The 17,623-nt window shown below is 61.3% G+C and carries 23 protein-coding genes; 10 read left to right on the plus strand and 13 right to left on the minus strand.

Annotated features, from left to right (window positions below):
* Nucleotides 1–298 precede the first annotated feature (298 nt).
* Nucleotides 299–658, minus strand: a complete 360-nt coding sequence (locus tag GJT30_15920) for a hypothetical protein (protein MSM41103.1) — start codon at nt 656–658, stop codon at nt 299–301.
* 226 nt (nt 659–884) lie between these two features.
* Here GJT30_15920 and GJT30_15925 point away from each other — a divergent pair, with 226 nt between their 5' ends.
* On the plus strand, nt 885–1,601 hold the full coding sequence (locus tag GJT30_15925; protein MSM41104.1) for a zinc/iron-chelating domain-containing protein: 717 nt from the start codon (nt 885–887) through the stop codon (nt 1,599–1,601).
* 69 nt (nt 1,602–1,670) lie between these two features.
* Here GJT30_15925 and GJT30_15930 read toward each other — a convergent pair whose 3' ends face one another.
* Nucleotides 1,671–1,871: a cold-shock protein gene (locus GJT30_15930; GenBank protein MSM41105.1), complete on the minus strand. Its 201-nt coding sequence runs from the start codon at nt 1,869–1,871 to the stop codon at nt 1,671–1,673.
* Nucleotides 1,872–2,237: 366 nt separating this feature from the next.
* On the opposite strand from GJT30_15930, the gene GJT30_15935 reads away from it, so the two are divergent.
* From GJT30_15935 to GJT30_15950, 4 genes are all read left to right on the plus strand, one after another.
* Complete coding sequence (locus GJT30_15935; GenBank protein MSM41106.1) at nt 2,238–2,726, plus strand: zinc ribbon domain-containing protein; 489 nt, start codon at nt 2,238–2,240, stop codon at nt 2,724–2,726.
* Nucleotides 2,727–2,822: 96 nt separating this feature from the next.
* A complete protein-coding gene (locus GJT30_15940) occupies nt 2,823–3,320 on the plus strand; it encodes a hypothetical protein (protein MSM41107.1) in 498 nt (165 codons plus the stop codon).
* A gap of 15 nt (nt 3,321–3,335) precedes the next feature.
* Nucleotides 3,336–3,638, plus strand: a complete 303-nt coding sequence (locus GJT30_15945) for a YkgJ family cysteine cluster protein (GenBank protein ID MSM41108.1) — start codon at nt 3,336–3,338, stop codon at nt 3,636–3,638.
* The gene (locus tag GJT30_15950) at nt 3,635–4,834 is read left to right on the plus strand and encodes an MFS transporter (GenBank protein ID MSM41109.1); all 1,200 of its coding nucleotides are present in this window, start codon (nt 3,635–3,637) and stop codon (nt 4,832–4,834) included. Before GJT30_15945 ends, GJT30_15950 begins: the two co-directional genes overlap by 4 nt.
* A gap of 87 nt (nt 4,835–4,921) precedes the next feature.
* On the opposite strand, the gene GJT30_15955 is transcribed toward GJT30_15950, so the two are convergent.
* Nucleotides 4,922–5,905 carry a zinc-binding alcohol dehydrogenase family protein gene (locus GJT30_15955; GenBank protein ID MSM41110.1) on the minus strand — a complete coding sequence of 328 codons (984 nt, stop codon included), beginning with the start codon at nt 5,903–5,905 and terminating at the stop codon, nt 4,922–4,924.
* 242 nt (nt 5,906–6,147) lie between these two features.
* Here GJT30_15955 and GJT30_15960 point away from each other — a divergent pair, with 242 nt between their 5' ends.
* Both GJT30_15960 and GJT30_15965 read left to right on the plus strand, forming a co-directional pair.
* Nucleotides 6,148–6,660 carry a hypothetical protein gene (locus GJT30_15960; GenBank protein ID MSM41111.1) on the plus strand — a complete coding sequence of 171 codons (513 nt, stop codon included), beginning with the start codon at nt 6,148–6,150 and terminating at the stop codon, nt 6,658–6,660.
* Nucleotides 6,661–6,920: 260 nt separating this feature from the next.
* On the plus strand, nt 6,921–7,499 hold the full coding sequence (locus GJT30_15965; protein MSM41112.1) for a carbonic anhydrase: 579 nt from the start codon (nt 6,921–6,923) through the stop codon (nt 7,497–7,499).
* A gap of 106 nt (nt 7,500–7,605) precedes the next feature.
* Here GJT30_15965 and GJT30_15970 read toward each other — a convergent pair whose 3' ends face one another.
* Nucleotides 7,606–7,968 (minus strand): hypothetical protein, encoded by a 363-nt coding sequence (locus GJT30_15970; GenBank protein ID MSM41113.1) that lies wholly within the window; start codon nt 7,966–7,968, stop codon nt 7,606–7,608.
* Nucleotides 7,969–8,193: 225 nt separating this feature from the next.
* Here GJT30_15970 and GJT30_15975 point away from each other — a divergent pair, with 225 nt between their 5' ends.
* Nucleotides 8,194–10,041, plus strand: coding sequence for a HAMP domain-containing protein (locus GJT30_15975; GenBank protein ID MSM41114.1), 1,848 nt, complete (start codon nt 8,194–8,196; stop codon nt 10,039–10,041).
* Nucleotides 10,042–10,158: 117 nt separating this feature from the next.
* Here GJT30_15975 and GJT30_15980 read toward each other — a convergent pair whose 3' ends face one another.
* From GJT30_15980 to asnS, 6 genes are all read right to left on the minus strand, one after another.
* Complete coding sequence (locus GJT30_15980; protein MSM41115.1) at nt 10,159–10,659, minus strand: DUF3106 domain-containing protein; 501 nt, start codon at nt 10,657–10,659, stop codon at nt 10,159–10,161.
* Nucleotides 10,652–11,020, minus strand: coding sequence for a DUF3619 family protein (locus tag GJT30_15985; GenBank protein MSM41116.1), 369 nt, complete (start codon nt 11,018–11,020; stop codon nt 10,652–10,654). Before GJT30_15985 ends, GJT30_15980 begins: the two co-directional genes overlap by 8 nt.
* On the minus strand, nt 11,020–11,583 hold the full coding sequence (locus GJT30_15990) for an RNA polymerase sigma factor (GenBank protein MSM41117.1): 564 nt from the start codon (nt 11,581–11,583) through the stop codon (nt 11,020–11,022). The genes GJT30_15985 and GJT30_15990 overlap by 1 nt, the downstream gene beginning before the upstream one ends.
* A 94-nt stretch (nt 11,584–11,677) precedes the next feature.
* Nucleotides 11,678–12,151, minus strand: a complete 474-nt coding sequence (locus tag GJT30_15995) for a hypothetical protein (protein ID MSM41118.1) — start codon at nt 12,149–12,151, stop codon at nt 11,678–11,680.
* Nucleotides 12,148–12,441, minus strand: a complete 294-nt coding sequence (locus GJT30_16000; GenBank protein MSM41119.1) for a hypothetical protein — start codon at nt 12,439–12,441, stop codon at nt 12,148–12,150. Before GJT30_16000 ends, GJT30_15995 begins: the two co-directional genes overlap by 4 nt.
* Before the next feature lie 33 nt (nt 12,442–12,474).
* The gene (gene asnS / locus GJT30_16005) at nt 12,475–13,860 is read right to left on the minus strand and encodes an asparagine--tRNA ligase (GenBank protein MSM41120.1); all 1,386 of its coding nucleotides are present in this window, start codon (nt 13,858–13,860) and stop codon (nt 12,475–12,477) included.
* 128 nt (nt 13,861–13,988) lie between these two features.
* On the opposite strand from asnS, the gene GJT30_16010 reads away from it, so the two are divergent.
* Nucleotides 13,989–14,369 carry a PDZ domain-containing protein gene (locus GJT30_16010; GenBank protein ID MSM41121.1) on the plus strand — a complete coding sequence of 127 codons (381 nt, stop codon included), beginning with the start codon at nt 13,989–13,991 and terminating at the stop codon, nt 14,367–14,369.
* A 34-nt stretch (nt 14,370–14,403) separates the two neighbouring features.
* The gene (locus GJT30_16015) at nt 14,404–14,787 is read left to right on the plus strand and encodes a glutaredoxin family protein (GenBank protein MSM41122.1); all 384 of its coding nucleotides are present in this window, start codon (nt 14,404–14,406) and stop codon (nt 14,785–14,787) included.
* 85 nt (nt 14,788–14,872) lie between these two features.
* Here GJT30_16015 and GJT30_16020 read toward each other — a convergent pair whose 3' ends face one another.
* Genes GJT30_16020 through hpnJ form a run of 3 tightly spaced genes read right to left on the minus strand, consistent with a single transcriptional unit; the run spans nt 14,873 to nt 17,533 of the window.
* Nucleotides 14,873–15,253, minus strand: a complete 381-nt coding sequence (locus GJT30_16020; GenBank protein ID MSM41123.1) for an EamA family transporter — start codon at nt 15,251–15,253, stop codon at nt 14,873–14,875.
* A complete protein-coding gene (hpnK, locus tag GJT30_16025; GenBank protein MSM41124.1) occupies nt 15,246–16,109 on the minus strand; it encodes a hopanoid biosynthesis-associated protein HpnK in 864 nt (287 codons plus the stop codon). Before hpnK ends, GJT30_16020 begins: the two co-directional genes overlap by 8 nt.
* On the minus strand, nt 16,106–17,533 hold the full coding sequence (gene hpnJ, locus GJT30_16030; protein MSM41125.1) for a hopanoid biosynthesis associated radical SAM protein HpnJ: 1,428 nt from the start codon (nt 17,531–17,533) through the stop codon (nt 16,106–16,108). Before hpnJ ends, hpnK begins: the two co-directional genes overlap by 4 nt.
* Nucleotides 17,534–17,623 lie beyond the last annotated feature (90 nt).

A 17,623-nucleotide genomic window follows, 5' to 3' on the forward strand; every position in this document is an offset into this window, starting at 1 on the left:
TCATTCCCGGAGCGGATTGCTGCCGGATTCTCAACTTATCGGTACTACCTGAAATTACAAAAGCACCATATGCATATTTTTTTTGCAGTAAAACAATTCTCCCATGCCGGGGATTCATCCTGCTGGTCGACAATGATTGCAGGAACTTGAAGCTGTTTCCGTGACACGGCAACGACCGTAGCAGGCAGAGGTGTACCTCCACGCTTACGACGCGACTTGTGTGCATAAAAAACGGCTGCCTTTGCAGGCAGCCGTCCATATCGAAACGCCTCTTTCGTGCGTTTTGGCCTTCATGCACTTACCCTATGGGATTGCCATGGGTTTCAACGTCATAGATGTTGATCAGAGTTTCGGCAGTGTAGGGGCAGACGTTGGTGCTGACGCCCGATTTACCTTCATGGACCCATTCCACATCGTCTCCCGTCTTCCCGTGCACCCTGTGAACGCGATCTCCGCTCACCCGTTTCACCTCTCCCCACATCTCGCCCATGGTCAGCAGTTCAAGGCCGCCGATCTCCTCATCATCCGCAACCTTATCGGCAAACCGGTCGATCAGGTCGTAATCGAGGAAATCGTCCTCTATCCGCCACCATTTCACGAACTCATGTTCGCTGCTCCGCCGTTCGTTCAACTCGTTCAGGATTTCTTTGCCTTTCATGGTACACCTCCTCGCGATTGCCCCCATCTCCAAGGGAGCACCGCCTCACTCACTTCGATCACTATGCTCCTGTAATAATTATAGATCAGTCGCAGGATTTTGGAAATCACTATCAGGTCGAATAATGTCCGCAGGCTGCGACGCCTATTTTCTTGATCTTGCGGCACGGAACGGCTAACCTGGCGCCTGTACCGCAACATGGGGTCCAAAACCCGGGAGGAAAACCATGTGGCAGGAGATTCTGGACAAGGTCCGTGAGGGGCAGGAGCAGCTCGACCGGATGGGCAGTGACTGGTGCAATGGCTATACTGCCGGAGGGGGGCGAATCTTCTGCGCGAAGGGATGCCGGAGCTGCTGCAATCTCGTGGTGAATGCCACCTTTCCCGAAGCTCGCCGCATCGCAGAAACCGTGACCGAACTGCAGGCCAAAAGGATCAGGACCCATGTGGAGCGTCTCCGGGCTTGCGTCCAGGGGGTCACTGACCTGAAAGCCTATCTCCGGCTGCATCGGCAGCAGATCGGCTTCTGCCCGCTCTTGGATGACGAAGGTGCATGCGGCGTCTACCTGGATCGACCCTTTTCCTGTCGCGCCCTTCTCTCCACCAAGGAGAGCCGCTGGTGCGGCGCGGACTTTGCCGCACTCTCCCCGGCGGAGAAGTCCGCATACATCGACAGCCTGGACCGGGCAGCGGTATCGTTTCCCCTCCATTACGTGGCAGCAACGCAGGATGAAGGGATGCGACAGGAATCCACCATCCTGCGGGAGATGGCGGTTCGCTTCGGGTGCTCGCTCTACGGTAACCTCCCGCTGCTCGTCCACCTCGAATACGAGCACGGGCTAAGCGAATGCCTCTCCCGTGGCGGGGATGCGGCCGAACGGCTGCTGGAAAAGGAAGGGGTTGCTTCGCCGTTTCTGCTGGTGCTCGACCATCGCCAGGACTGACGCGGGGACAAAAGAAAACGCCCCGCTGAAAAAGCCGGGGCGCCAAGAGTACATCGTCGACAGGAATAATTAGATTTTGGTGACGTTTGCCGCCTGCAGCCCTTTGGGGCCTTTGACGATTTCAAACTGAACCCTGTCGCCTTCGGCAAGGGACTTGAATCCGTTGCCCGTAATGGCAGAGAAGTGCACGAAAACGTCATCGCCCTGCTCCTGCTCAAGAAAACCGAACCCCTTGCTGTCGTTGAACCACTTTACTTTTCCTGTCGTCATGCCTCTTTCTCCTTCTGCTGCTTTGTGTAATGCACCCGTCAGGTGCGGGTGTCGCTGAAGCGCTTACGAACCGGCCAGACCCTTGTAATGCCCCGCCGGGAAAGAAATGCCCCTGGAAACTTTCAAAGTACCCCAAGGGCGAAATCTTCAAAAGATAGTGTATACTACCACACATTTTGCAATCTGGAAGCAAATAAACAGCAAGAACTCAAATATGCGACAAACAATCGACAGACTCCCCTGACTGAACCGGGTGAAATCCTCTCATGAAATGCTCAAGCAGCAGAGATACTGACTCACTTGCCAAGATCTGCCACTCTGATTATAGTGTCACTGATCGCCACCATGCGACAAGGAGGTTTGACTATGCCGGTATATGAGTTTTATTGCAGCGACTGTCACATGATCTTCAACTTTCTCTCTCGCCGGGTGAATACCGACCGGCAACCGGACTGCCCCAAGTGCGGCAGACCCGCACTGGAACGGCAGGTATCCCGCTTTGCCGTCTCGAAAAACCGGCCGGAGAATACCGGCGACGGGATGCCGGACATTGACGAGGCCCAGATGGAAAAGGCCATGCAGGCCATGGCCGGTGAAATGGAGGGGATGGACGAAAATGATCCCCGTCAGATGGCCCGACTCATGCGAAAACTGTCCGAAGCAACCGGCCTGAACCTGGGTGACGGCATGGAAGAGGCGATCAGGCGCCTGGAAAAGGGAGAAGATCCGGAAAAGATCGAAGCCGAGATGGGGGATCTGTTCGATGAGGAGAACCCGTTCGGCACGGGAGGAATCAAGGGGGTGCGCCGGAAGTACATCCCGCCGGCCCACGACGACACTCTCTATACCCTCTGAGAGCAGGAATAGGGTCGACGCATGGAAAGTTGCATGTATACCCAGCCTTGATACACTTATTCCTGAAGGCTTGCCTGACCGAAAGGAGGTTGGATCATGGCTACAACCACCAAGAGGACTGGAGAAAAAGGGAAACGGACGGCCCGCAGCACCAACCCCTACCAGGTGCAGGGAAGCGCAAAAGGGGCAACAGCCTGCATCGCATGCGGAGCAATCTACCGCAACAAGAGATGGTATCCCGTCGAAGAGGCCGGTAAGGGGGAAGGGGCCGGGACGCTCACCTGCCCTGCCTGCCGTCGGATCTCCGACAAGAACCCCGCTGGCATCGTCACCCTGAGCGGCACCTACCTGGCTGCCCATGAAACCGAGATCAACAACCTGATCAGGCACGCCGAAGCCACCACACTGGCCAAGAACCCGCTCGGCAGGATCATGACGACCTCCTCGGAAAAGGGGACCATCGTCATCTCCACCACCGAGAGCAAGCTGGCACAGAAGATCGGCCGCGACATCTTCAAGGCCCATGGCGGCGACCTGCACTACCGGTGGAGTTACGATCAGGACCTGGTGCGGGTGAACTGGTCGCGCGAGTGACGGGAAAAACGGCACATGCTATTCCCCGGCACGGTAAAGACCAAGAAACACGGCATGCTGCTGGATCAGCCTGCCGATGACGATGACCGCTGCAGAGACTGCGACGGGGCCTGCTGTAGGGCATTCCCGAGCGTCGACCTCTCATGGGGCGAGTACGAGCAGCTCAGGATGCTGGGTGCCACTCGCCTCCAGTTCTCCATCTTCGGCCCGCACAAGCTGATCATCGACAATGGCTGCGAATTCCTCGTCAATGGCAGGTGTTCCATCTACGCGCATCGCCCGGACGTCTGCCGGCGCTTCATCTGCACCGACGAATGACCGGTTCCCGCGGATCGCGCCTCTTTTCCGGGCTCTCCGGCAACGTGCTGGTGCTGGGTGTGGTGAGCTTCCTCACCGATGTCTCCAGCGAGATGATCTACCCGCTTCTCCCCCTCTTCCTTACCACGGTCCTGGGGGCCGGCCCCGCCTTTCTCGGCATCATCGAAGGGGTTGCCGAGTCCACCGCCGCATTCCTCAAGCTCTTCTCCGGGGTCGTGACCGACCGCACCGGCAACCGCAAGGGACTGGTGCTGTTCGGCTACGGGATCTCCTCCCTGGCCCGGCCCCTGGTCGCCTTTGCCGGGTCGGCCGCCGCGGTCCTCGCCATCCGCTGCACCGACCGGGTCGGCAAGGGGATCCGCACCTCGCCGCGGGACGCCCTCATCGTCGACTCCGTCACCCCCGACAGCCGCGGCCTGGCCTACGGCTTTCATCGCTCCATGGACCATGCCGGGGCCCTGGTCGGCCCCCTGCTGGCCTCCCTCATCATGTACACCCTGACCCGGGACCTGCGCACGGTCTTTCTCTGCGCCTTCATTCCCGGCATGCTGGCAGTGGCGCTCATCGCCGTGAAGGTCCGCGAGGTGCCGCGCCAGCTCCCTCTCACCAACCACCGTGCCGTGCTCTCCACCCTCCCGGCCGGCAGACTGCGGAACTACCTGGCCGCCATTGTCATCTTCACCCTCGGCAACTCCTCCGACGCCTTCCTCCTCCTCAAGGCCTCCCAGGCCGGGATGCCGGCGACGCGCATCGGCCTGCTCTGGTCCTTCTTCCACCTGGTCAAGATGGCCTCCTCCCTCCCCTTCGGCTCCCTCTCCGACCGGATCGGGCGGCAGAAGGTGATCGTCGCGGGGTGGGTGGTCTATGCCACTGCCTACGCCGGCTTCGCCCTGGCCGCGACCGAGGCGCAGATATGGCTCCTGTTCGGCCTGTACGGCCTCTTCTACGGATTCACCGAGGGGACGGAGAAGGCCTTTGTCGCCGATCTGGCCAGGGTCGAAGAGCGGGGGGCCGCGTTCGGCTGGTACCACTTCTGCGTCGGCATCGGCGCCCTCCCGGCTAGCATCCTCTTCGGCGCCGTCTGGCAGACCCTGGGAAGCCGGGCAGCCTTTGCCATCGGCGCCCTCCTGGCGTTGGCGGCCACCGTCGTCCTGGTGGCGGGGGTACGGCCGCAGCGGGACTGTACCAGCCGCTGATCGCCGCTCCCACCTCACCGCTGCCGGCCCTGCATGAAAAAAGGCCCGCGGGTGCGGGCCTTCCGGACGACAACGAAGGGAAGTGCGTCAGACGACCAGCACTCCGGCCCCGCGCAGTTGGCCGCTTCGCAGGGCATTTAGCGCCTCGTTTGCCTGCTCCAGCGGGAAGCTCTGCACCTCGGTATGCACCGGCACCCGTGGCGCCAGGGCCAGGAATTCCTCGCCGTCGCGGCGGGTCAGGTTGGCCACTGAACGCAACACCCGTTCCCCCCAGAGCAGATCGTAGGAGAAGGCCGGGATCTCACTCATATGGATGCCGCCGCAGACCACGATCCCCCCCTTGCCCACGGCCCGCAGCGCCAACGGCACCAATTCGCCGGCAGGGGCAAAGATGATGGCGCTGTCGAGCTCCTCCGGCGGCAGGGAGTGGGCGTCTCCGGCCCAGCAGGCGCCCATTTCCAGGGCAAACGCCTGGCCGTCGCGGTCGCCGGCACGGGTGAAGGCGTAGATCTCCCGCCCCTGCCAGCGCGCCACCTGGGTGACTATGTGGGCTGCCGCACCGAATCCGTAGATCCCGAGCCGGCGCCCCTCGCCGGCCATGACCAGCGACCGGTAACCGATAAGACCGGCACAGAGGAGCGGCGCAGCCTGCAGATCCGGGTACCCCTCCGGGATGGGGAAACAGAACCGGGCATCGGCAACCAGGTACTCGGCAAATCCGCCGTTGCGCTGATACCCGGTGAAGATCGCCTGGTCGCAGAGATTCTCCCGCCCTTCGCGGCACTGGCGGCAACTCTGGCAGGTCCCCCCCAGCCAGGGGATGCCCACCCGAGCACCAACGGCCGGCATTGCCGGGCCAGCCCCGCACGCAACGACCCTCCCCACCACCTGATGACCGGGGATAAGCGGCAGACGCGGTTCCGTCAACTCGCCATCGACGATGTGCAGGTCGGTGCGGCAGATGCCGCAGGCGCTGACACGAACCAGGACTTCACCAACGGCCGGTTCGGGAACCGGCATCTCTCGCACGACCAGCGGGGTACCGCTCTGCTCCATCACCATGGCTCGCATGAGGATCTCCTTCAAGGGCAACGGTTCCGGCCTCGATGCGGCCGGTACAACCCTGCTCAGCAGCAACAGGTGCAGGGATTCTATACCACCCCCCGCATCCTGCGCAACTGTTTGAATATGCGCTCATGAACGGCAACCGCAAATAATGCTTGACCATACCCACCCCGCTTCGGGTACAAAGAAACCATCACATCACTCTCGCCCCGGCAGAGTGCAACCCGGATCAACTACGGACAGTCACGATGACCACCCCCATTGCGGAAGACAACAACGAATCATTTTCCCTCTGCAGCGCGTGCGGCGGCGAATGCTGCCGGACCAAGCCGGGGATCGAGTCGCCGGAACGTTTCATCCTGAACGGCGACCTCGAAGAGGAGCTCTGCCGGGCGCTCGCATCGGGGGAATGGGTCCTTGACCGGCACATGGGGCTTCCCGTAACCGCCGAAACGGCAGGGATTCCCGACCGGATGGACCGGATCACCCTCTACCCGCGGCCGGCAACGGTCGATGAGCGGGCCAAGGGATCCGTCCTGGCCGGGGAAGGTGGCGGGATCTGCACGTTCCTTCAGGAGAACGGCTGCCGGCTCTCCTTCAGCGAAAGACCCCGGATGTGCAGGGCGCTGGAGCCGGATGGCAACTTTCACTGTACCACCGGCTGGGGCAGGCCCGACGCGGCCCTGGCCTGGTTTCCCCTGCAGGAATTGATCGGCCGTATCCTCAACCGGCTGCAGGAAGACCGCTTTCGTCAACCGTAGCGGCTTCAACCCCAAAAAGGCATGCAAACGGCCCTCTCCCGAGTGATTCCACGCAGATCGTATACACTTCATCTTGACCTTGCCCCCTCTCTGTGGTAAAACCCGTTCGTTAAAATTATCTTAAAGGAGGCAGCATCGTGAAAAAAGTATCTCTCGCACTCGCCACCGTCCTGGCAGGCGCCCTTTCCTTCGGGGTGGCCCTGGCATCTTCTCATGCACCGGCACCGGCTATCACACCGGCGGAATCGTTGCAAAAGCTCATGGACGGCAACAAGCGCTATCTCTCGAACCAGATGACCGGCGTCAAGTCCGGCGATGCGGCTGCCCGCACGAAGCTCGCCGGCGGCCAAGCACCCTACGCCATCATCCTCTCCTGTTCCGATTCCCGCGTCCCCCCCGAACTGATCTTCGATGACGGGCTGGGCGAGATCTTCGTCATCCGGGTCGCCGGTAACGTCGTCGATCCGGTCGTCCTGGGGAGCATCGAATATGCCGCCGAGCACCTGGGGACCCCCCTGATCATGGTCCTTGGCCACGAGCGCTGCGGCGCGGTTACGGCGACAGTCAATGCCAAGGGGAAGGCGGACGGCAACATCGGCTCCATCGTCAAAGCAATCGCCCCGGCCCTGAAGAAGGCGGAAGCCGCAAAGAAAGGCGCAGCAAAGGATAAGGCTCAGTTCGTGGAAACCGTCATCGACGAAAATACCAAACTGGTGAAGGCCAACCTGACCAAGCAGTCCAAGGTCCTGGCGCACCTGGTAAAAGAAGGAAAGATCAAGATCGTAACCGGGAAATACGACCTGGACGACGGCGTCGTTTCCGTTGTGGAAGGCCTCTAGCAGTCGATTGGTGGATCGCAGAAAAGAAAGGGCCTGCTCTCCGGAGCAGGCCCTTTCTACGTTTAGCAGGTTGTTCAACAACCTGTAGGCGCCGGCAGCGTGCCGGCTATCCTTTCAAACGGACACACAGGTCATCGAAGACCTTCCCCCCCACCTTCAGTTCCACCGGCTTGCCATTCTCCTGAAAGCCGATGGTAACAATCCCGCCCAACAGCTGATTCTCCATCTCGGCAAAGAGCACTGCGCGGGGGTCGAGGAACAGGTTCCCCGACTGGAGAAACCCCCTGCCGAGCAAGTCGGCGGCAAATGCTTCCTGTTCCGCCCGGGAGACCCTTTTGAACAGCTGCTTGCGGATGGCTCCGCTGTCAAACCAGGCATCGATCATCCGGCTGTCGTCGGTTACCAGGGGGTTTTCCGCAGGAGTGGTCAATTGGGCCGCCACAATCCGCCCCGTATTGATGTAGCGCATGGTTCTCTCCTTTCGCCGTATCGCTTCTGCGAACCGCTGCTGACACCGTCTGTGCAGCCAATTCTACTCTAATGAGCCCTAAATACAAGGCTTCACAACTGCCATATTATGCGGTATCTTTAACATTGCGGATATTATTCGACAAATCGTTAAATTTTTCTTCATTGGTGCCGATATGCAGTACGTACCCTCGTTCGACGACCCTTGAATACAGGCTCTTACTCCATGTCCAACGACCAAAGCTGCGAGCAACAACGATCGAAGCCGACCTTGCACCGGCTCATCAGCAGGCTGCCCATTCGTCTGCAAATGACCTGCATCATCATCACCCTCTTCCTGCCACTCCTCCTTCTCTCCACTCACCACTATATTGCCGAAATCGACCGAGTAACCGCTGAAATAGACAGATCTGCCCAGCATGCCGCCCTCGACGTCGCCACCAACCTGGAAGGCCTCATCAACGAAACCGTCGGCATCCTCAAGACGCTTGCCAATCATCCCGCGGTGATCTCCCAGGACAAAAGCGCCAGCCACAGGCTGTTCGACGGCCTGTTGCCCCACTATCCGCAAAGGCTCAACATCATCGCCTCGAACATGGCGGGAGAGAACGTGGGGAGCGCCATCCAGCAGCTCTCCCTGAACGACGGCTCCGTTTCCGGCGAGGAATGGTTCGAACTGGCCATAAGGGGTGAGGAAGAGGTCATCGGTACTCTCTATACCTGCAGCCTGTTCCGCAGGCCAGCGCTCATGATCGCCCAGCCGGTATACTCGGCCCAGGACCAGGTCATCGGTGTCCTCAGCATCCCCCTTGACCTGCAGCAGATATCCCAGAGTCTCGTCAGTTGCCTGCCTGAACAGGGCCGGTGCGATATCGTCGTGGTGGATGCGCGTGGAACCGTCATCATCGACACCTCCGCAGGGTCGTTGATCGGCAAGCAGCTCAAGGATACGCCGCTGGCGCCTTTCCGGCTCACACAGGCAAGGGGGAGCGTTACCGGCCAGGGCAGCGACGGTATCACCCGCCTGGTCGGCACTGCCGCCATCGGCGACAGCGGCTGGCGGGTTCTCGTCTCCATCCCGTCACACGTGATCGACGCCCATGTGTCTAATACCCGATCGGCACTGCTCATCAACCTGTTCGCCTGCCTTGCTGCCCTGGCGCTGGCAATCCTCCTCGGTCGCAGCATCACCGGAAGGATCGGCAGCCTGGTCCAGGGGCTCAAGGAGATCGAACAAGGGAACCTGGCGTATCGGCTGCGGCGGTCCGGCAATGGAGAGATCGACACCATTGCCACCACATTCAACGCCATGGCGAGCCGTCTCCAGGAAGGGGAACAGACCATCCAGCGAATGAAATCTGACCTGGAGCTGCGGGTGGCCGAGCGGACCGCCCAGCTCGCATCCACCAACCATGAACTGGAATCGTTCAGCTACTCCGTCTCCCACGACCTGCGCGCCCCGATCAGACACATCGATGCCTACGCCAGGATCATCCTCGAAGAACACAACGAGCGGCTCGACCCCGACGCTGCCATCTACATGCAACGCATCCGTCGTTCTGCCGGCAAGATGACCGGACTCATCGAGGCCCTCCTGAGCATGGCCGGACTGGCCCGGCTGGATATCTTCCGGGAATTGATCGATCTCTCGGACATGGCGCGGGAGATCGCCGGGGAGCTGCAGAACTCTGCACCGGAACGCCACGTGGACTTCATCATCAGCGACGGGATGACCGTCTACGCCGATGTGCGGCTGATCCGGATCGTCATGGAAAACCTGATGGGGAACGCCTGGAAATACTCGTCCAAAAAGGAACGGGCGGTCATCGAGGTGGGCAGCGCCGAACAGGACGGCAAGACATGCTTTTATGTCCGCGATAACGGCGCCGGTTTCGACATGGCCTACGCCAACAAGCTCTTTGCCGCCTTCCAGAGGCTCCACACGGAGCGCGACTTCGAGGGGATCGGCATCGGCTTGGCCACGGTGCAGCGGGTCATCCATCGCCACATGGGAAGGGTCTGGGCCGAGGCTGCCCCCGGTGTCGGCGCCACCTTCTGGTTTACCCTGAACTGAAATCTCCCCGGTACAACCATGTTGCCAGACTCAAAAAGCCCCGGACCGATGATCCGGGGCTTTTTCAATGCCATCCTTCCACTATCTCCTGCCGAAAACGGAGCGCAGCCGTTCTTGTCAACGAAGGTTTTTCCGCATGTATTCGCCACGCTGCTGTGGGGGCAGCTCCCGCATCTCGCTCCGGATCCGCTGCCGCTCCTCACGGGAAAGACCCCGCCACTTCTGGCGCAGTTCTTTACGCTCTTCGGGAGGGAGCGACTTGAACCATTGATAACGCTCCCTGATCCGCTGCTGTTCTTCAGGGGGAAGCTTGCGGAACTCGTCGTACCGTTTCTTCAGCTTCTCGCGTTGATCAGGGGGGAGTTCGCGTAATTTCCGGTAGCGCTCACGGGCTTTCTGTCGCTGTTCCGGAGGCATGCTGCGCCACTGGTCCGCGTCCCGGCGCAACCGTTCCTGACGCTGGGGCGACAGCCCCTCCCACCGGTCGGCATAGGGTTTGAGCACCTGCTGTTCCTCGCCGGAGAGGCCGTCCCAGGGGATTTTCCCCGTTTCTGCAGACGCCACGCCGCTCCAGCCGATAAACAGGGCCACGATGACGAACCTGGCAATGCTAGTCATGCTTCTGCCCTTTTTCCGCCAGCCAGAGGTAAAAGTCCAGGTCTTCATACATATCCAGGTGATCCTGGGTGCTGACGATCTCCAGATCGTCGCCCGGCAGGGTGGCCGGCTTCTCCTGGCGACCGGAGAACCAGATGGAGGAAGCGATCACCAGCACTGCCGTCGTCGCCAGCCCTCCTGTCGTGACCCAGCGGGGGATGAAGAAGGAGGGAAACCACCGCTTCTCCGCAACGCCCACCGCATGCCGGCGCGCATGTGCCAGCCGCGCCAGGACTCCCGGTTCGAGCCGCTCTGCCGCGGCATCCAGCTCCCGTACCAGACGTTCAGGGATCTTTTCGTTGTCCAATCGCTCTCCACGCATCACTGATACTCCTCCAGAACGTTGCGCAGGGCCGTGACGGCCCTAAAGTAATGGGTCTTGACACTCCCTCCCGAACAGCCCATGGCTGCCGCCGTTTCCGCCACATCCAGTCCTTCCCATGCCCGCAGCAGAAAGGCCTGTTGCTGGCGAAGCGGCAGTCCGCGAATCGCCTTGTCCAGCTTCACCCCCAGTTCCCGGTTCAACAGGAGCGAGGCAGGTGTTGTCCCGATGGGATCGGCCACCTTCTCCAGCGGGCATTCCTCCTCCTCGCCATCTTTGGACCCGAAACCGAACCAGATGCGCAGGCGGTTGCGCACCAGGCTGCGCCGGTGCCAGTCGGTGATGCGGCTCTGCAGGACACGGTGGAAGAGCGGCGGCCACTCATTCTCCGGCTTCTTCGTGTAGCGTCTGACAAAATCGAGCATGGCATCCTGCACGATATCAAGGGCATCGTCCTGGTTGCCGGTGGCGAGGTACGCCATCCGATAGGCCCGACGCTCCACGTCGGCAAGGAAACGGTTGAGTTCTACGGATGCTGCCAGCGGAAACTCCCTGTACGGCACAGAAGGTGATATGGGTGCCGATTGATTAATATAACGCAGCAGGCCCTGTCCGGTTGACAGGCATCTGGAGGGACAATCGGGAAAAGGGGGAAAATCAGCGGGTAAAGCGTCGCACCAGGTCGCTGCTCTCCGGATAGGCCCTGCAGAGTTCGTCGGCAGTGGGGAGCTCGAAATCGGCAAAATCGAAGCCGGGAGCCACCAGGCAGGCAACGAAGCTGAAACCGGCCAGGGGGCGGGCCGCCTGAACGACCGCAGCCGGCACCACTGCCAGCGGCTCGCCACCGCTGCCGACCGGTCCGAGCAGGGTCAGCTGCGGTTCGTCACCCAGCATGACCAGCTCCAGCGGGCCGCCTGCCAGGTGCAGCCACGCCTCCTCGCTCCGGACCCGGTGGAATGCGGAGAATTCGCCCGACTCCAGCAGGTAATAGATGGCCGTAAGGGCCACCCGCACGCCGGGATAGCCGTACAGAAGCCCAAGCGAATGGTTCGAGCGGTGCACCTCGCGGAACCATCCCCCCTCGGGGTGGCGCTCAAGATGATAGGCGGCGATGAGTTGGGCAGCGGTCACGGGGTTCGCTCCGATTCCTGGTTGGCCGGCTTGCAGTAGATACAACCGCCATACTTCCAGGGACTGAACTCGCCGCAGGCCAGGCAGTGGCGGAAATGGCCGGGAACCTCGGCTAGCGGCTTCTTGAAATAGAGGACAAAGACGAAGACCGGCAGGATGCTGCTGACGAGCGCCCATGCCAGAGGGTTGCGCGCCCGACGCCGGGCGAAGACCCAGGAAAGGGCCGCGGCCGTAATCCCCGGAATCCCGAATACGATGATCACGCCGAGAAATGGCTTGATGGATTCCATCATGTTGTCTGTCCTTCCGGATGATATTTCAGTCTAGAATTCCGCATGCCGTGGTGTCCGCGGAAAGGGGATGACATCGCGGATGTTCTCCATGCCGGTCAGGTACATGATGAGCCGCTCGAAGCCGAGCCCGAACCCGGCATGGGGGCACGATCCCCAGCGCCGGCTCTCCAGGTACCACCAAAGCCCGGCCGGGTCGATCCCGGTCTCCTCCATCCGCTGCACCAGGAGATCGTGGCGCTCTTCGCGCTGGCTGCCGCCGATGATCTCCCCCACTTTGGGGACCAGCAGGTCCATGGCGGCAACGGTCCTGTTGTCGTCGTTCTGCCGCATGTAGAAAGCCTTGATGTCGCGGGGGTAGTTGACGATGAAGACCGGGCCTCCCACCACCTGCTCCGACAGGTAGCGCTCATGCTCGGTCTGCAGGTCGAGCCCCCAGGAAACCGGGTACTGGAACGGCACCGGCGCCTTTTCCAGCCGGGCGATCGCCTCGGTATACTCCATCATGGCAAAGGAAGAATCCGCCACCCGCCGGACCCGCTCCAGGAGTGTATTGTCCACGTGCTCGCAGAAAAAGGCCAGGTCGTCGGCGCACTCCTCCAGCACGAACCGGCAGAGATAGCGGAGGAACTCCTCGGCCAGGGCCGCGTCGGCAAGGAGGTCGGCAAAGGCCATCTCCGGCTCGATCATCCAGAATTCGGCAGCATGGCGCGGGGTGTTGGAGTTCTCGGCGCGGAAGGTGGGACCAAAGGTGTAGATATCGCTGAAGGCCAGGGCGAACAGCTCCCCTTCCAGCTGGCCGCTGACCGTGAGGCCGGTCGGCTGGCCGAAGAAGTCGGCGCCGAAATCAACCCGCCCCTGTGCGAGCGGCGGCGACTCCATCGGGAGCGTGGTGACGCGAAACAGCTCGCCCGCCCCCTCGCAATCGTTGGCAGTGATGATCGGGGTATGGACATAGAGGAAGCCGCGCTCGGCAAAGAAGCGGTGCACGGCCTGGGCCAGGGCGGACCGGACCCGGAACACCGCACCGAAGGTGTTGGTCCGCGGCCGCAGATGGGCAATGGTGCGGAGGAACTCAAAGCTGTGCCGCTTCTTCTGCAGCGGATACTCCTGGTCGGCCACACCGACGATCTCCACCCGGTCGGCATGCAGCTCCACCCGCTGGCCCGCTGCGGGCGATGCGGCCAGGACACCCCTGACCCGGACGCTACTGCCGGTTCCCAGCCTGCAGACCTCTTCGTAATTGGCAAGGCCCGGCTCCACCACCACCTGCAGGCTCGCCAGGGCAGAGCCATCGTTCACTGCCAGAAAGGTAACCTCTTTGCCGACCCGCACAGTCCGCACCCACCCGGCAATCGCCGTTTCCCCGCCGGCCTCGCCCTGGGTCAGCAGCGCCGCTATCCTGTTTCTTCCGCCCATGTCGCCTCCAGCCGTCCGCATTGCATCCATTGTAGCACACCCCCCTGCCGGCACAATCCCGCAGCAGCGCTGTAGACCCCTTTTTCCTTTGACAGCACCTTCAGGTGAGGTATCATGATACCGCGATCATGGCCAGACTTTTTCTCTTCCTCATACTCTGCATACTGTCCGGGACAACAGTCGCCCGGGCCGCCGACAGTGCGCGGAACTTCGGCGGTGTCGGCATCGACGGCGTACCGTGGGCAGACGGTCAGATCGTGGTCCGCCAACTGGTTGCCGGCGGCCCTGCCCACTTGGCCGGCATCAAGGCAGGCGACATCATTACCCACATCGACGGCAAACCGACCAAGGGGAGCGTCTTCAAGCAGATGGTGGAATTCCGCCTGCGCGGCCAGGCAGGGACCACGGTCCAGCTGACCATCCACCGACCCGGCCAGGAAAAACCGCTGCACTTTTCGCTGATCCGCAGAAAGCTGATCGTCGGCGCGGGAAAAACACCTGCCCCCTGACCGACGGGACCACAGACCAAAAGGAGTATTGCCCATGATCCGGCGCATTCTCATCTGCACCCTGCTGTTCGTCACCGGCCTGACAGCCACGGCAATCGCCCAGGAACCAGCCGACCAGTCCATCGTCACTCCGCCTGCCAAGGGGGCACAGACATACCCCTCCGTGGTCATCTACACCCTCTCCACCTGCCCGCACTGCGCGGCAGCCAAGGAGTATCTCCACCAGCACAACATCCCCTTCTCCAACCGCGAAGTGGACACCGACGAAACGCAGATGGCCGAGCTGATGAAGATCTACGACGAGATGGGAGTCCCGGAAAAGAAGCGGGGGGTCCCGCTCCTGGTCATTGGCGGCACTATCAGGATGCAGGGGTTCACCCCGGAAAAGTTCGAAAAAGCGATGCAGGAGGCGAAATAGGCCTGTCGCCGGGGGAGGGATAAACGAAAAAAAGGGGAGCCGCTGCACGGGCTCCCCTTTTTTCAGGTGTGCGGTTCCACGGCTTTCAGACAGTGCTGCTCTTGGTAATGAGCATCACCCCGACGCAGACCAGGGCAATGCCGGACCAGCGGAGCGGCGACACGTGCTCGCCCAGGTAGAACTGAGCCAGAAGCGCCACCAGCACGTAATTGAGGGCCTGCATCGGCAGGGCGACCGACAGGTCTTCCCAGGAGAGCACGGCCAGCCAGAGAAAGAAGAAGATTGCCAGCATGGCAGTGCCGATGATCAGCTTCGGCGTGGTGAGCGCCTGGAATGCGACATTGAGGATGCCGCGCAGGTTCATGGCCGAGAGGTCCCCCATCTCCTTCATCCCCTTGGCCAGCAGGATATCGCCGACAGTTCCGGCGGTCACCGCCAGGATCATGATCACGAGCGTCTTAAACATGCTTGGTTTCTCCACGATAATTGCGCAGGGCAATGCCCAGTGATTGCAGCTTCTCCTTCACCCGCGGGCTGACCAGTGCTGCCAGCTCCTCTTCGTGACGGTAGTCGGGCATCCAGTAGCGAAGTTCCTCGTCGGGGTGGCAGCCGGGATGGAAGTAGATCTCCGTCACCCCCTCCTGCAGCAGATCCAGCGCCTTCAGCAGGTATTCCTCGGTCATCCGCCCCGAATTCAAAAGCCCCTTCACCTCAACTGCATGCGAGATCCCCAGCCGTCCCAGGGCAGGCCGGCAGCGCTTTGCCAGCCGGTCGAAGATGAAGGCGTCGGCCGTCTTCCCCAGAAAACGGCGGCGGGCCAGGGAGAGGTCGACCGAAAGCCGCTCCCGCGACAGGCGGAAGCTGGTGATGCCATGCTTCGGCATCACGTCACTCAGGATATCGAAGACCGTCGGGTGCATATGAATGTTGAGGTGGCCGTCCAGATGGGAGAGCGGCAGCCCGGTCTCGCGAAAGGTCGCGATCTGCGCCTCGATCTCCGTGACGAGCTGTTTTTTCAGGGACTTGATGAAGAAATAGCGCATACCGGCATGCACCGGATCGTTGGAAAAACCGCCGGTATGGTCAACCAGCGAGGGGAAGCCGGGATGGGACGCCACCGCCCGCCCCTGCACCAGGGTGAGGTGCAGCCCCACCTGCAGGCCGGGGTTCTCCCTGGCCAGCGCCACGGCCTCGTCAAAGGCCTTGCCACCCACCATCAGCGAGGTGCTGGTAAGGATTCCTTCCTGCCAGGCCCTGATAATAGCACGATTGGCGCCACTGGAGAGCCCGAAGTCGTCTGCGTTGACAATCAGCTCTTTCATTTACACTGCTGCGAGGCTTTCCGCTTCTTCATGTAGTCCAGGTACTGCTTCCCCTCTTTCAGGAGACGCTTCCGCTCGCCGCTGTCGGTCAGCATCTTCATGACGCTGCGGGCAATGTACTTGGGCCGGAAGTAGAACTTGTTGTAGAACTCCTCCACCGAATTGAAGATCTCGGCATTGGTGAGGTGGGGGTAGTTGATGACGCAGTTCTGATGCCCGGTCTCGTCGATATAGCTCTCCGAGGCGATCCACCCCTCCTCCTTGCACAGGTCCCAGAACTCCGTGCCGGGATAGGGGGAGGCGAGCGACGCCTGGATGGAGTTGAGATCGAGTTTCTTGGCGAACTCGATGGTCTGCTGGATGGTTTCGCGGGTCTCGCCCGGCAGCCCCATGATGAAGGCGCCGTGGATCGAGAGCCCCAGCTTCTTGCAGTCCTTGGTGAACTGGATCGCCTGTTCCCTGGTGACCCCCTTCTTGATGTTCTTCAGGATCTGCGGATCGCCCGACTCGAAGCCGACCACCACGTGGCGCAGCCCGGCCTCGCGCATGATCTTCAGCGTCTCGTAGTCGCAATTGGCCCGGGCATTGATGGTCCAGGAGATCCCCAGCGGCTTCAGCTTCTGCGCCACGTTGCGGGCGTGCTCCCGGTTGGCGGTAAAGGTATCGTCGTCAAAGGAAATCTCCCGCACGCCGGGGATATTGTCGATGATCCACTTCACCTCCTGGTAGACGTTCTCGGCGCTGCGGCAGCGCATGGTCCGGCCGGAGAAGGTCTGGGGCCAGAGGCAGTAGATGCACTTGGACGGGCAGCCGCGGCTCGAATAGATGGAGACGTAGGGATGGAGGAAATGGGGGATGACGTACTCCTCAACCGGAAGATCCCGCTTATAGATGGGAGCAACAAAGGGGAGTGCATCCAGGTCCTGGATCGGCGGGCGGTCCGGGGTATGCACGACCGTGCCGTTCCGCAGGAAGCTGATGCCGTCGACCTTGTCCCACTCCCGACCTTCGCAGAGCTCCTTGATGGAATAGTCGAACTCGCCGCGGCAGACGATGTCCACCGCTCCGGCGGCAAACTTCAGCGACTCCTCCGGCAGCACCGAAACATGCGGCCCGGCAAGGACCGTCACCGTCTCCGGCTTCTGCTCCTTTATCTTGCGGGCAGTGGCCACATCCAGGGCCAGGGTCGGGGTCGAGGTATACATCAACACCATGTCGAACCCCTTGGCAATCTCCAGGCAGGCGGCCAGGTCGAGGCGCTGCACCGGCGCGTCGACCACTCTGCTCCCTTCGATCATGCCGGCGGGAAAGCAGAGCCAGGTGGGATACCAGAACGAGGTCACCTCGCGGGATGCCTGATAGCGGGCACCCGCGCCACCGTCAAAGTCCTCGAACGTGGGGGGATTCAGGAACAGCGGTTTCATAACTACTCCTACGCAAATGATCTGAAACAGGCAAAAAATAAACTGTAACATTAGGAGGAGGAGGGGAATTTGTCAAGGCGAATGTGGGTA

Source organism: Geobacter sp., from assembly GCA_009684525.1.
Taxonomy (GTDB): Bacteria; Desulfobacterota; Desulfuromonadia; order Geobacterales; family DSM-12255; genus Geoanaerobacter.